The 13,723-nt window shown below is 40.8% G+C and carries 10 protein-coding genes; 9 read left to right on the top strand and 1 reads right to left on the bottom strand.

The genetic code is table 11. From position 1 onward, the window contains the following. Positions 1-175 precede the first annotated feature (175 nt). Positions 176-1,054, bottom strand: coding sequence for a LysR family transcriptional regulator (locus MT391_RS07025; protein WP_499497313.1), 879 nt, complete (start codon positions 1,052-1,054; stop codon positions 176-178). Positions 1,055-1,144: 90 nt separating this feature from the next. On the opposite strand from MT391_RS07025, the gene MT391_RS07020 reads away from it, so the two are divergent. From MT391_RS07020 to MT391_RS06980, 9 genes are all read left to right on the top strand, one after another. Further along, the gene (locus MT391_RS07020) at positions 1,145-1,588 is read left to right on the top strand and encodes a PACE efflux transporter (RefSeq protein ID WP_499497312.1); all 444 of its coding nucleotides are present in this window, start codon (positions 1,145-1,147) and stop codon (positions 1,586-1,588) included. A 470-nt stretch (positions 1,589-2,058) separates the two neighbouring features. Further along, the gene (locus MT391_RS07015; protein WP_499497311.1) at positions 2,059-3,471 is read left to right on the top strand and encodes a cation:dicarboxylate symporter family transporter; all 1,413 of its coding nucleotides are present in this window, start codon (positions 2,059-2,061) and stop codon (positions 3,469-3,471) included. A gap of 89 nt (positions 3,472-3,560) precedes the next feature. Next, the gene (locus MT391_RS07010; RefSeq protein ID WP_499497310.1) at positions 3,561-4,883 is read left to right on the top strand and encodes a CoA-disulfide reductase; all 1,323 of its coding nucleotides are present in this window, start codon (positions 3,561-3,563) and stop codon (positions 4,881-4,883) included. Positions 4,884-4,912: 29 nt separating this feature from the next. Next, the gene (locus MT391_RS07005; protein ID WP_499497309.1) at positions 4,913-5,329 is read left to right on the top strand and encodes a rhodanese-like domain-containing protein; all 417 of its coding nucleotides are present in this window, start codon (positions 4,913-4,915) and stop codon (positions 5,327-5,329) included. Between the two features lie 73 nt (positions 5,330-5,402). Next, entirely contained in the window at positions 5,403-5,957 is a 555-nt protein-coding gene (sigZ, locus tag MT391_RS07000) for an RNA polymerase sigma factor SigZ (protein ID WP_499497308.1), read from the top strand. Between the two features lie 355 nt (positions 5,958-6,312). Further along, positions 6,313-7,968 carry a glutamate--cysteine ligase gene (gshA, locus tag MT391_RS06995; protein ID WP_499497307.1) on the top strand — a complete coding sequence of 552 codons (1,656 nt, stop codon included), beginning with the start codon at positions 6,313-6,315 and terminating at the stop codon, positions 7,966-7,968. Between the two features lie 2 nt (positions 7,969-7,970). Beyond that, entirely contained in the window at positions 7,971-9,791 is a 1,821-nt protein-coding gene (locus MT391_RS06990) for an ABC transporter ATP-binding protein (protein WP_499497306.1), read from the top strand. Beyond that, positions 9,784-11,634: an ABC transporter ATP-binding protein gene (locus MT391_RS06985; protein WP_499497305.1), complete on the top strand. Its 1,851-nt coding sequence runs from the start codon at positions 9,784-9,786 to the stop codon at positions 11,632-11,634. The genes MT391_RS06990 and MT391_RS06985 overlap by 8 nt, the downstream gene beginning before the upstream one ends. 25 nt (positions 11,635-11,659) lie before the next feature. Further along, positions 11,660-13,168, top strand: coding sequence for a glutathione synthase (locus MT391_RS06980; RefSeq protein WP_499497304.1), 1,509 nt, complete (start codon positions 11,660-11,662; stop codon positions 13,166-13,168). Positions 13,169-13,723: the final 555 nt, after the last annotated feature.

The following is a 13,723-nucleotide window of genomic DNA, read 5'->3' as shown; positions in this document are numbered from 1 at the left end:
CGAGAACTTGTTAGACACTCCTGCCTCGGTTTGTGCCCCGAAGCGACTTAAAAAGGTATGGTTTATTACTCAATACCCTCAAGAGTAGCCATATCAGTTTACCAAAATATTTAGATTACATAATCATTAGACTTGGGTGCTTAAAAAGTGGCAAACAAGAAACTTTCATTAAGTGTTACTTATCGAGTAAATGAGTTACAGCATCAGCCCACCATGTTAATGCAGGCCCCATCGTTTTTTGTTTTGCCATGACACGTTCAACTTGAACTGGCCAAGGCTTATGGTCAAAACTTAGGTTCATACGTACCATATCACCATTCTTTTCATATTTTTCTGCGATAAAGGCAGGTATGTAACTCCATCCTAAACCTTCTTTCACCATAGTGTTTATTGCATGAAATGAACTTCCCCACCATATATGTGAAGATATCATAGGCGAGTGCATTGAACTTTTTCCATCAAGTCCTTTAATCAATAATTGACGGTAAGGCATCAAATCAGAAACCGTGACTTTATCTAAGCTTGCCAATGGATGATTTGGATTTACAACACCATTAAAAGGTAAGCTGCCGACATAACATAAATCGACTTCTTGTGGAAAATCACCATTCGAAAACATTAACCCTAAATCGGCTTGATCAGAATGAATCATTGTTAATACATCGGATGCTGAAACGGTTAAAAGATCTAATAAAGTACTAGGAAAGTGCATTACAAAGGTATTCATCAGATCCGTGATTAAAGAGAGCAATGCATCATCGACGGCAATTCTTATCTGAGTTTCATGAGATAGATTTAATGAATCATTCACGGAATCAAGTTCATAAGTTTGCTGTAGGATGGACTCAGCAAATGGCAATAATCTTTTCCCATGAGGAGTTAAAGAAGGTTTACGACTAGTACGATCAAATAACGTCGTATTAAGCTCTATTTCAAGATTTCCTATGCCCTGGCTGACAGCAGACTGGACTTTACCCAACTTGCGAGCGCATGCCGAAAATGAACCTGATTTTTCAGTTTCTACAAACATTCTCAATTGTTCCAGATTATACATATCACTTTCCCTGATAGTAACTAACTACATTCCTTCATAATAAATGATTACTATACACATCAACACCCACAAAAAAAAATGAAATTAAACATGAATACGAGAGAACGCATTATCCACAGCATATTATTTGAAGTGATTGCTTTATGCTTTATGATTTCTGCTACTAGATTATTTACCGATATGGAATTTTCTTCAGCGACAGGTTTAGCAATTAGCTTGTCATTAATTGCTATGTGCTGGAATTATATATACAACTTAGGTTTTGACCATAAATTTGGCAGTGAGCGTATTAACCGTTCATTTAAAATGCGAATATTCCATGCATTAATTTTTGAGTTAGGTTTGACTGTTCTCACAGTTCCTTTAATGATGTGGGTGCTACAGTTAGATTTCTGGACAGTATTTATTATGGATATAGGCCTTGTACTTTTCTTCTTAGTGTACGCGATCATTTTTAATTGGTGTTATGACCTAATTCGTGCACGGATTACATATATTATTCATTACAGTAAAATAAATACGAGTAGAAGCTAAGATTTCTACTCGATCGAAAGTACTTCGCTACTGATTTAGAGAAAAATCAGTATTATTTCTAACTCGCAATGAGCCCCAAAGGGCCTTAGAAAACTAAGTCGAAACGCCCCCATGGTGAGTTACAGACCTACAAATAGTTAACCAATTTCATTAATCATTTCAGTTATATTGTATTACTCACAACATCATTATGGATTAATCCAAGAGTTGCCAGATGAATACTGCATTCCTCCAAAGCTTGCTGGGTTGTAAGGCATAAGCTAGAAAGGCATAGCAATCAAGCTTGGCTTATCTTTACCTGGTGCAACAAGGAGGTAAACAATCAACGCTAATTAAATCGATAACCCATGAAGTTGTTAGGAAGTTAAGTTACTTATATCCCCATTTACAAAAACGTCTTTTAAAATTATTTTGCGTCTTTTAGGTTACTAGGGCGTCTTACTAATATAACTTATTAAGAGGCTACTCCTATGAATATATCATTCATTATTTTAAGCGTACTTTTCTTCGGATTTTACGTGCTACTGGCAAGATTCAAAAAACAGAAACAATCCTTCAATTTTAGAGTGTTAAGCGCACTGGCAGCAGGCTTGTTATTCGGCGGTGTTATTCAAGCCGTATTTGGCGTAGACAATGTGGCAACATCAGGCTTTGCTGAGCTCATATCTCTATTTGGTAAAGGGTATATCAAGCTACTTCAAATGGTGGTGATCCCATTAGTATTTGTTGCCATGATTTCCTCAATTATGAACGTGGATGGTGACGGAGCCTTATCCAAGATAGCCCCTAAAATTATCGGTATATTGATAGTCACCGTGGCTATTTCCGCGGTAGTGGGCATCGCAAGCATATACCTGTTTGGTATTGATGCGAATGCATTAGTGAACATAGTGGGCACCAACAGTGCTATTGAAGCACGAGGCGACTCTCTACTTGCTACACAGAATGCAATGGCAAGTACCGGGCTTTCTGGTCTAGCACTGTCGATTATTCCTGCCAACATATTTGAAATGCTCACGGGGTCGCAGCGTACATCGACACTCTCAACTGTATTGTTTGGCATGTTCCTCGGTTACAGCATTTTACAAGTAAAGAAACGTCAGCCTGAAAAAGCAGCGCCCTTTGTCGCTTTCATTAACTCAGCGAAGGAAGTTGTATTGTCTATGGTGCGTGAAATTCTTAAGCTGACGCCCTATGGTGTGTTTGCGTTAATGACCTCGTTTATGATGACCAACGACTTATTTGCACTCGCTGAAATGGGCCGATTTTTAATGGCAAGCTATACAGCTATTGGTGTCATGTTTGTGATTCATTTTATATTGGTGTCGGTATTTGGCTTATCGCCTATCACTTTCATGAAAAAAATATGGCCTGTGCTTGTGTTTGGTTTCGGCTCTCGTTCAAGTATGGCGGCTATACCGTTAAATGTTGATACGCAAACCCAACGCCTAGGTGTTGATGAAGAAACGGCGAATATGTCGGCGACCTTTGGAACCAGTATTGGTCAAAATGGATGTGCCGGCATTTACCCTGCAATGCTAGCCATTATGGCGGCACAAGTGATGGGTGTTCCTGTCGATATTAGCTTTATTTTGCAACTTATCGTGGTTATTGCTATTGCTTCGTTTGGTATAGCGGGCGTCGGTGGTGGCGCTACCTTTGCAGCAGTTGCAGTACTCACCATCATGGGCTTAGATATTACCATTGTCGCAATTCTTGTTTCAATAGAAGCCTTGATTGATATGGCGCGTACAGCCCTTAATATTTCAGGATCAATGCTGTCGGGTGTACTTACCTCAAAGCAAAATGGGACCTTAGATCTCGAGCAATACGCTACGACCAACACTTCCAATAAAAGTGATGAAATTGCCGTGCAGGGGTGAACCAACATTTATTCAATAGAGAGTTGTGCATGGTTAATGTACGCCCTCTATTGCCTATCTCAGTTAATGTATTTTGTTAGGAAAGAGTGATGAAAATAGTTGTGATTGGCGGAAACGCTGCGGGAATGAGTTTTGCCGCAAAATATAAAAGAAACAAGCCTTTAGATGACGTAGTAGTGATAGAGAAACGTGATTACCTCTCTTTTGGTGCCTGCGGGTTGCCTTATTTCGTGGGTGGCATGTTTGATGATAGCGAGCGAATGATTTCTCGTACCCCTGAGCAGGCGATAGCGTCAGGGTTAGATGTGCACATGAACACCGAAATGTTATCGGTTAATCGACTCGAAAAGAAGGTTCTGATCCGACAACAAGGTATTGAAAGTGCCATTGATTACGATCGCTTGATCATTGCCACAGGTGCGCGTCCAATAATGCCAAATTTTGGCGAATACAATGATGAATTTGTGTATACGTTAACTAGCCAAGAAGATGGCATAGCAGTTAAAAGCGCGTTAAAAGATAGCAGTAAACAACGTATCGCTGTCATTGGTGCAGGTTTCATCGGGTTAGAGGTATTTGATGCCGCCCATGGGCTTGGTAAACACGTCACTATTATTGAGCGTGAACAACAGATAATGAGCCAGCAATTCAGCCCTGAAATGGTTGATGTTGTTGAACAGGCAATTCGCACCTCAGGCGCTGATTTAAAAACAAATACAAGCGTGTTGGCGATTCGAGACGCAGATCATGGTGGTTACATCATTCAAACAAATAAGGGAGATGTTGAAGCCGATATCGTGATTTTATCACTCGGATTCAAACCTAATACTGACAAGTTCGATCTACCTAAAGCCGCTAATGGCGCATTGTTAGTCGATGAATATGGCGCGACAGAAGATGCACATATCTTTGCGGTGGGTGACTGTGCGGTTGTGAATCACTTAACACTGGGTAAAGCGGTTTATCTGCCTTTGGCAACAACGGCCAATAAACAGGCACGGTTGATGGCAGATTACTTGTCCGGAAAAGAGACGCACATGATGGGCTTTCTAGGTTCGTCATCACTGAAAGTGCTTGATTATGAACTGGCCCGAACCGGCATGTCAGAGCAAATGGCACATGACCACGATATACATGTGAGTATGTCAGTAATAGACGATAAAAATCAAACCGATTACTACCCAGGTCAAGAGGATATTAAAGTGAAATTGACCTATCAGCCAGGCACTAAAGTGCTTTGGGGTGGCGAAATAATAGGTAAAAAAGGCGCTGTCAGTCGCATTAATGCCCTAGCGGTTGCTATTACCGCTAAATTTACAACTGAGCAACTGAGCTATTTAGATTTTGCCTATGCTCCTCCCTTTTCGCGTACATGGGATGCCTTGAATGTGGCAGGTAATGTCGCTAAATAAAGTTTGTTAATTTAAATAAGAGAATAATCATGGTACAAAAAATGACTAAAAACATCAAAACGCTCACTAAAGAGGCATATCAAACCGTAGAAGACATCTCAATTGAGCAAGCAAAAGCGCTACTTAACGATGATGCTTATGTTTTTGTTGATGTGCGAGAAGCCGATGAAAGACGAAAACTCGGCGTTATCCCGGGCACTTTTACTTGCCCAAGAGGCATGCTTGAATTTCTGATTGACCCAGAATTCCCTGCGCATAATCCGGTGTTCGCACAAGATAAAACCTTTATTTTTTTATTGTGCTGGTGGGTTGCGCTCACTCTATGCCGCAAAATTAGCAGCAGAGATGGGTATCGGCTCAGTAAAGAACCTAGCAGATGGATTTGTAGCTTGGAAAGAGTTCTCAGGAGAAATTCAACCGGAAGTTGGATGAAAATAAGAGTGTGATTTACCTTTAAGTTACAGCTGATGTTCACTATGATTGGCAATTAAGTGGACATCAGTAATTTGAGGAATACCAATGTTAGCAGAATGGTCAGTACATAAAGATCAATTGAAAAATTATATTATAAAGCAAACAGGTGATCTCGATCTTGTTGATGATATTTTGCAAGATGTGTATATCAAAGCCAGTCAAAAAATCGAACAACTTGAAACAAAAGATAAATTACAGAATTGGCTGTACCGTATTACACATAATACTATTATGGATTTTTACCGCTCACAACCCAATCATGATGAGCTGCTTGAGGACTACGTTGAAGAAGAGATCTCTTCTGAAATCGTGAATTTGCAATCCATGGCCCAATGTTTACGCCCAATGTTTGACTGTTTACCAGAAAAATATCGCCAACCCATGATTCTATCTGAGCTTGATGGATTAACCCAACAGGCGGTAGCAGATCAACTTGGGTTGTCATTATCTGCCACAAAAAGTCGAGTCCAGCGTGGTAAGGTAAAGTTAAAAGATATTTTAACGGATTGCTGCAACATAGAAGCAGGTGCTGAAGGTATCGTTGATTTTCATCCTAAGCCAACGTGCGCAGATTTTGCTAAGAAAAACAGCGGTGAATGAAGCTAGTCTGAATGGTTACTACTGGCAGTGAGGTGGTTTCGTCAATACGATTACATTCAACTACGTGCTTATACTAATCCTCCTATAAATACGTGCTTATACTAATCCACCTATAAAATAGTTAATGAATGCGCCTTGATCTTAACTATTTTCCCTATGAAAAGCTGAGCATTGTTTTAAACGAAATGCTTTATTTATGCGAATGAGAGCGAAGTTGCGACAGCTACATTGTCTCTTTCCTCTGACCCACCTTTTTCCTATTTAAATTTATTTTAAAAAAATAGGCGATCTTTGCGTCTTTTTTAGTTTTCCTGCGTCTTAACTACGTGAATCAAAACTTTCGTGGATAATACAAATGAGCAACCAAGCAACCTATTTTAAAATCAATACGCCCGATAATCAGTTACTGTTAGACTTTTTAGCAAGCGATCATGTGCAAGATACCTTACAAGACATTCGCCGTGGTGTTGAACGCGAAATGGTTAGAGTGACAGCGAGTGACGAGCTTTCTCGTCGCCCACATCCCAAATCTTTAGGCTCTGCATTAACTCACCCGTACATTACCACTGACTTTTCGGAAGCGCAGTTAGAGTTAGTGACCGCTGCAGTGACAGATAGAAATGAAATGTTCAAATCATTAGCATCGCTACATCACTTTGTTGCTTCAAACCTAGATGAAGGAGAGTTGATGTGGTCGGCGAGCATGCCACCAGTCCTACCTAGCGACCACGATATTGCTATCGCAAATTACGGTACATCAAATGCGGGTATGATGAAGACTCGCTATCGTGAAGGATTAGCAAATCGTTATGGAAAAAGAATGCAGCTAATTTCAGGCATTCATTATAACTTTTCGCTACCAGGTAGTTTCTGGCAGGCACTGCATACACAAACAGATAGTAAGTTACCGTTAGAAGACTTTATTTCTGAACGGTATTTTCAATTGATACGTAATGTGCTTCGTAATGGTTGGATTATTCCCTATCTATTTGGTGCTTCACCCGCACTCGACAAAAGTTACCTACAAGAAAAACGGCATGCATTGGATAAATGGGACGACAGTACAAACTACTTACCTTGGGCTACCTCATTACGTTTGAGTAATATGGGTTATGGTAACAACGAGCAATCACGTTTTCCGATGAGTTTTAATAACAAACAAGATTACCTAACCGGTCTTTGTAACGCGCTGACGCAGCCAAGTGAGCAATATACCCATTTGACTAAACACCAACAGCTAAATGACGCTGTACTTCAGCTTGAAAATGAATTGTATGGTTCAGTTCGTCCAAAAATTGTTCATGCACATATGCGCCCTTTGGTTGCCATGTGCAACGAGGGTGTGCAGTACATAGAATTACGTAGTTTAGATAATAATCCTTTATTGCCTTTAGGTATCGATGAGCAACAGAGCCAATTTCTTGATCTATTTTTACTTCATAGCGCACTAACACCAAGCCCTGATATGAGTGAACAGGAAAGTACGCTTATTATGGAAAGACAAGAGTTAATCGCGACGCAGGGAAGAAAACCTGGGTTAATGCTACCAACAATGGATGGTGACGTTTCAATAAGTGATTTAGCTCAACCACTCATGAGCATGTTAACTAAAATGGCAAAAAGTATGGATAGTTCATCTCGTCAAGGTGGCTATGAGCTAGCGGTAATACATGAACAAGCAAAGTTTTACGACAGTTCATTAACGCCATCAGCAAAGGTTTTATCACTCATGAAGCAACAGAAAGTAGGCTTTACGGTATTTGCTAAAAGACTTTCTGCAAAACATATGCAAAAGCATTTAGCGAATCCCCTATCAGCGAATGAAATGGCTAAGTTTACATTGCTTGTCAGCGAATCCTTATGTGAACAAGAACAGCTAGAGTTAGCGCAAGAAATGAGCTTTGACGATTATTTAACACAAAAAAGTTTGATTGATTGCGTTTTACCAACGCAAAGTAATCGCTCACAGTCAGACACACTTATTACAGAAAAATATAGAGCAGCTAAATAATTATGAATATTCTATTTAAGTTAAAAGGTTACCTAAAAATGTTTGGCCGGCACTACCTGATTGCTATTGTGGCATTACAAATCGTTGCCTTGGTCAATTTAGTGCCTTCATGGTTGATCGGCAAAATTGTCGACGGCATTAGTGAAGGAACATTCGATACTCAAACAATGATCATACACATCGTCGGAATTATTGTTTCGGGCGCTGTAATGTATGGCCTACGCTTTGTATGGCAAAGCCAACTCTATGGTGCTTCTATTGCGATCACGCGGGTGATTCGAAGTGAGTTATTTCAAAAGTTTTTACAATTATCACCGTCATTCTATGATCGCCGTAGCACCGGTGATCTGATGGCGCATGCGACCAATGACCTAAACGCAGTCGAAGAAACTATGGGCATGGGGGTGATGACCTTAGTAGACTCTTTTATAGCAGGCATGACAGTCATTTTAGGCATGATTTTTGTTGTTAGCGGTGAACTGACTGCTGTCGCCCTGCTTCCTTTTCCATTATTGGTACTGATCACTCGCCGTTATGGTATGAAGCTGCATAATGCGTTTGCCACAGCACAATCTGCGTTTTCTGATTTAACGGAAGAAACACGAGAAACAGTCTCAGGCATTCGTGCGGTTCGTTCGCTCGGCATTTCTGGCCGTCAAGAAAAGCGTTTTGAAAAAACACTAGATGACACAGTAGAAGCAAACATCCGTGTTGCCAAAGTAGATGCGGCATTCACGCCAACTATACAACTGGTATATGGGTTGTCTTTTGTCATCTCAATAGGTTACGGAGCATGGTTAATTGAACAGGGCAATATTACCGTTGGATTGTTCACTACATTCACACTATACCTTGCTCAATTACTTGGCCCATTTTTGCAGTTTGGTTGGCAATTTAACGTATTCCAACGCGGTAATACATCATGGCTTCGTCTAGAACAATTATTTGCTGAAAATATTGAAGTGATCGAAGGCGAAAAAACCTTACCAAAAGATGCGCCTGCAAACATGTCTTTCGACATTCATCATTTCGCCTATCCAAAAGCCAATCGCAGCGTGCTTAACAATATTAAATTTGAATTACCCTCGGGTGGATTAGTTGGCATTACAGGTCCTACTGGTAGTGGAAAAAGCACACTTTTGCACTTGGCTTTACGTCAATTTCAACTTGAGAAGCCATCAAGCATTTACCTTTCAGGTATGCCAAGTGATAGCCTCACCTTTGACGCATTGCGCAGTAAATTGGCTTGGGTACCTCAAAAACCACATCTATTTTCCGGCACTATCGCAGAGAACATTGCCTTGGCTAAACCCAATGCATCACAACATGAAATTGAGCATGTCGCAGAGATGGCAGGTATTCGAGCAGAAATTCAAGCGATGCCAGAAGGGTTTGATACCCCTCTTAGAGAAGGAGGGAATAATCTATCAGGTGGCCAAAAACAGCGTTTAACACTGGCTAGAGCATTGTTGTCGAGCGCTGATATTCTATTATTGGATGACCCATTCAGTGCGCTAGATATGAAAACAGAGGTACAAGTTCGTCGAAACCTAAAGGCGCACTATGCCCATAAAACCATGCTACTAGTCACGCAACGCCTAACAAATCTTATCGAAGCAGATCATATCTTAGTATTAAATGATGGACAGATAGAGGAGCGAGGCTCTCATCATGAGTTGGTCAAGAATCAAGGTTGGTATGCCAAGGTTTATCAGCGTCAAAGTCAGTTAGGGGGCAAAGACCTGTTATTAAACAATGTGTCGCAGGATGAACCGCAGACTACTTACAATGAATCAGAATCTGAGGTAAGTCACCATGAATAAGCCAACATCAATGAAAAAACAGACACTTTATCGTCGTTTACTGACCTTCTCATTGCCACACAAAGCCGGTTTTGGCTTTGCATTTTTGATGTTAGCGCTTGCGGTGAGTGCTGAAATGGCGATTCCGTGGTTGACTAAAATAGTGATCGATGAGGTTATTGTGCCTCAGCAGTTTGAATGGCCACAACTACTCACACTGATCGGCCTTGTCATGCTTTTTTATGTGCTGGGTGCTGTGTTTGGCTATTTACAAGCAGTTGCCTTTAAACACGGTGCACTGCTAGTGGTCAAAGATGTACGTGAGCAGTTATTTCGCCATGTGTTGAATTTCCCTATTGCGACCTTTGACAAATTATCGACCGGCAAGTTGGTTTCGTATATTACTAACGACACTGAATCACTGCGAAATATGTACGTATCGACCATTCCAACCGTGATTCAAGGCGCATTACGCATCATTGCAATCTTCATCGCAATGGCTTTGTTGGACTGGCGTTTGATGCTTCTCAGCCTAGTATTGATCCCTATTTTGCTAATAACCATGCACCTGTATCGCAAAATTTCGATGTCAGTGTTTGATGGTATTCGAGTACAAGTGAGTAACATTAATGGACAAATAAATGAATCGCTACAAGGTATGGCTTTGATCCAGGCGTTTCGTCAAGAAAAGGCATTCCACGCTAAGTTTGAGAAAGATAATCAAAGCTGGTTTAACTTCCGTAGCAAGTCAGTTGCGATTGATAGCCTAATGTTATTACCACTGACACGCTTGATTGCGACGTTGACAGCAGCAGGTATTGTTGCCTGGTTTGCAGAGGCATCACTATCGACGGTTGTTGAAATTGGTACGTTATATGCATTTTTGAATTACGTTGAACGTTTCTTTGACCCCTTTCGTCAGTTATCCATGGAGTTACACAAATTACAGGTTGCCACTGTCTCTTCGACACGTATTTTTGAATTGCTAGATGATGAGTCTGAAATACATCATCAAGTGATGCCAACAGTAAAAATTAACGACAGTCATGATATTGAATTTCGTCATGTCACCATGGGCTATGAAGCAGATAAACCAGTACTTAACGATGTCAGTTTTACAGCAAAAGGCGGTGAATTTACCGCGATTGTGGGTCATACCGGCAGCGGAAAAAGTTCGGTGATCAATCTATTGATGCGCTTTTATCAACAACAGCAGGGCGACATTCTCATTGGTGGTCAACCCCTGCATAAACTACCTGAATCACAACTGCGTCAATTGTTCGCTTTGGTATCACAAGATCCCACCCTCTTTAGTGGATCAATCATTGATAATATTAATTTATCTCATGATGTTCTCAATGTAGGAAAAGTGAGCACTAATATAGTAGAAAATAGCCGTGATAAAGCGATTAGCGCAGCCGAAATGGTGAAAGCAGATCACTTTATTACCCGCTTACCTGATGGATTTGATCACCAGCAAAATAATGGTGGTGCATCACTCTCAGTAGGTGAAAGACAACTATTAGCATTAGCGCGTGCGATTTCACACGATCCGAAAATATTCTTACTCGATGAAGCCACTGCAAACATCGACAGTGAATCAGAAGAAACCGTCAAACAAGCGCTTGAGAATATCCAAGACGGTAGCACTGTGATCTCCGTTGCGCATCGTTTATCAACTATTCAACACGCAGACCAAATCTTAGTCATGAACAGTGGGAAAGTGGTACAAAGCGGTACACACCTCGCGCTAATCAAACAAGATGGCGACTATCGAGACTTATACCTTGCACAAAAAGAGCAAGAAGAAAATGAACATAAAAACAGCATGTTAGGCTTGGCTTCGGCAAGCGCAACGTCATAATTCAAATTTTAGGAATGATAACATCATGAAAAAAAACACCATCAACATCGATAATAAGGTTCACAACAAAAAACAACTCGTACCTCAACAAGTTATCGAAGATATCTTAGAGTGGGAAATCATGCACGGCGTCGCATTTCGTCAGGCTGATAATACCGCAAGGCATGTACCATTTAGCATCGCGCCGATGACAATAGAACGCCCAGTATATGAACATTTGCGTGCGGTGACTCCCTTGATTGCTAAGCTGGTCAGTCATGTTTCAGAAGACCATAGCTTCTTACAAGACTCTCTTAGCGACATGGCAAAAGCAGATCCATTCTTTGGACGCTTAATGGAATTACACTTACAAGCCCACGGTACTTCAGAGCAGCCTAAACAACCTGCTCGTCAGCCATTATTATTGATGCGTACCGATTTTATGGACGATCGACAACATGGCGCAAAGGTGATTGAGTTTAATGGCATTGCAGCAGGAATGGGGCCATTTGGCCAACGTGCTACCGAACTCCATCAATTTGTAAAAAATCAGTGGAATGATGTTTACCATGAGTGGATAGAAGATGATTCAGCACTCGTTGCAGAAAATCAAGGGTTGGAGCAATTGGCTATCGGCATTACGACCGCGAGCAATAAAGTGAAAGCCCACTTTGCTGAGCTTGATATGCAAAACAGTGATCAAAAACCGACGTTCCTGATGATTGTGCAAAAAGGCGAAGACAATGTTTATGATCAACACCTTTTGGAAGTGGCTTTACAAAAATTGGGCGTAAAAACTGTACGACGCACCTTCGAGCAGTTAAGCACCCAGCTATCAAGTGGTAATAACCAGCGTTTGATCCTTGAAGGTGTTGGCGCTATTGATAGCGTTTATCTACGTGCGGGTTATCAGTATTCAGACTATTGGGCGCCAGAACTCAACGAGGATATTTGCTGTCAAGCACTAAGCCAAACGCGTTTATTCATTGAAAAACATTATGTCGCAATGAACGCCACTATCAGCCAACAACTTGCAACCAGTAAATCGATGCAGATGCTACTCACGATGATGCCAGAAGAAGATTACGCTCGCTGGGGTTTAACCATTGAAGAATCAAAATTAGTTAAAAGTGTGTTAGCCGAGATGAAACCAATTTCTACGCAAACTATTGCATGGTTTAATAATACTGCCGATAAGCAACAGTGGGTGCTGAAAAACCAAGGTGAAGGAGGTGGGCATTGTATTTTTGGTAACGAAATCACAAACACATTAGCCAGTTTGAAACCCGAAGAATACAATGCATGGGCCCTGATGCAACGCCTATATCCGCATGAACGTGATACGCCAACCATTGCAGTTCGTGATGGAAAACAAAGATTGGTGGATGATCTTGTTAGCGAAATTGGATTATTTACAGCGCATTATCAAGGCCAACCAGTGACAGATCAAAACGGCTATGCAGGCTATCTTATTCGTAGCAAACCAGCGAGTGAAAATGAAGGCGGAATACACAGTGGGCAAGGAATATTAGACTCTTTAGTATTGATTAACTAAGCATCGGTTTGTGCTATCGCTCACCAACGATAACTGGAAAATAGTTATTAGTGGGTGAGTGTGTCGTCGAATGTTTTCTAACTCGTTTAGTGCCCCAAACCGAGCTAGAAAGCTGAGTCGAAAACGCCCCCAAAGTGAGCTAGAGCGCCAACTTGCTAGGGCCAACATTACGTTTCAGAAAATTTAAAATTAATACTCTGTATATTTCTCAATAATAACACCTCAATATCTAGACTATATTCTTTCAATTAAGTGTCCTGTTTGATTAAACCAGTACAGTAGGTATGTACTTTTTATTTCCTACGCTAAAGTTGCTATCCATTTTTAGCAGACTCAAATTTATAGTTTACATTGCTCACTGCACGGCTTTAATTCAAGGTTACGGCACCATGAGATTAACCTCTATCATTTTTCTCATGTCAATCACGCTAGAAATTAAATGAAGGCTCCCCACCAATATCATGCCCCCCTTTCAACTCAATAATTGACCTGAATAGGAACACGACCACCAGAAAATGGCAGCCATTTGATATAAGCTCGAACTATCTATTGTTT

Source organism: Vibrio sp. 1-Bac 57 (assembly GCF_037546855.1).
Classification (GTDB): Bacteria; Pseudomonadota; Gammaproteobacteria; order Enterobacterales; family Psychromonadaceae; genus Psychromonas.
The sequence above is the reverse complement of the archived record's forward strand: the minus strand, read 5'-3'. Positions and strand labels throughout refer to the sequence as shown.

What these genes read in the sequence shown, in the direction of transcription:
- MT391_RS07025 (WP_499497313.1), bottom strand. Translation starts at nt 1,054, where the DNA reads ATGTATAATCTGGAACAATTGAGAATGTTTGTAGAAACTGAAAAATCA.
- MT391_RS07020 (WP_499497312.1), top strand. Translation starts at nt 1,145, where the DNA reads ATGAATACGAGAGAACGCATTATCCACAGCATATTATTTGAAGTGATT.
- MT391_RS07015 (WP_499497311.1), top strand. Translation starts at nt 2,059, where the DNA reads ATGAATATATCATTCATTATTTTAAGCGTACTTTTCTTCGGATTTTAC.
- MT391_RS07010 (WP_499497310.1), top strand. Translation starts at nt 3,561, where the DNA reads ATGAAAATAGTTGTGATTGGCGGAAACGCTGCGGGAATGAGTTTTGCC.
- MT391_RS07005 (WP_499497309.1), top strand. Translation starts at nt 4,913, where the DNA reads ATGGTACAAAAAATGACTAAAAACATCAAAACGCTCACTAAAGAGGCA.
- sigZ (WP_499497308.1), top strand. Translation starts at nt 5,403, where the DNA reads ATGTTAGCAGAATGGTCAGTACATAAAGATCAATTGAAAAATTATATT.
- gshA (WP_499497307.1), top strand. Translation starts at nt 6,313, where the DNA reads ATGAGCAACCAAGCAACCTATTTTAAAATCAATACGCCCGATAATCAG.
- MT391_RS06990 (WP_499497306.1), top strand. Translation starts at nt 7,971, where the DNA reads ATGAATATTCTATTTAAGTTAAAAGGTTACCTAAAAATGTTTGGCCGG.
- MT391_RS06985 (WP_499497305.1), top strand. Translation starts at nt 9,784, where the DNA reads ATGAATAAGCCAACATCAATGAAAAAACAGACACTTTATCGTCGTTTA.
- MT391_RS06980 (WP_499497304.1), top strand. Translation starts at nt 11,660, where the DNA reads ATGAAAAAAAACACCATCAACATCGATAATAAGGTTCACAACAAAAAA.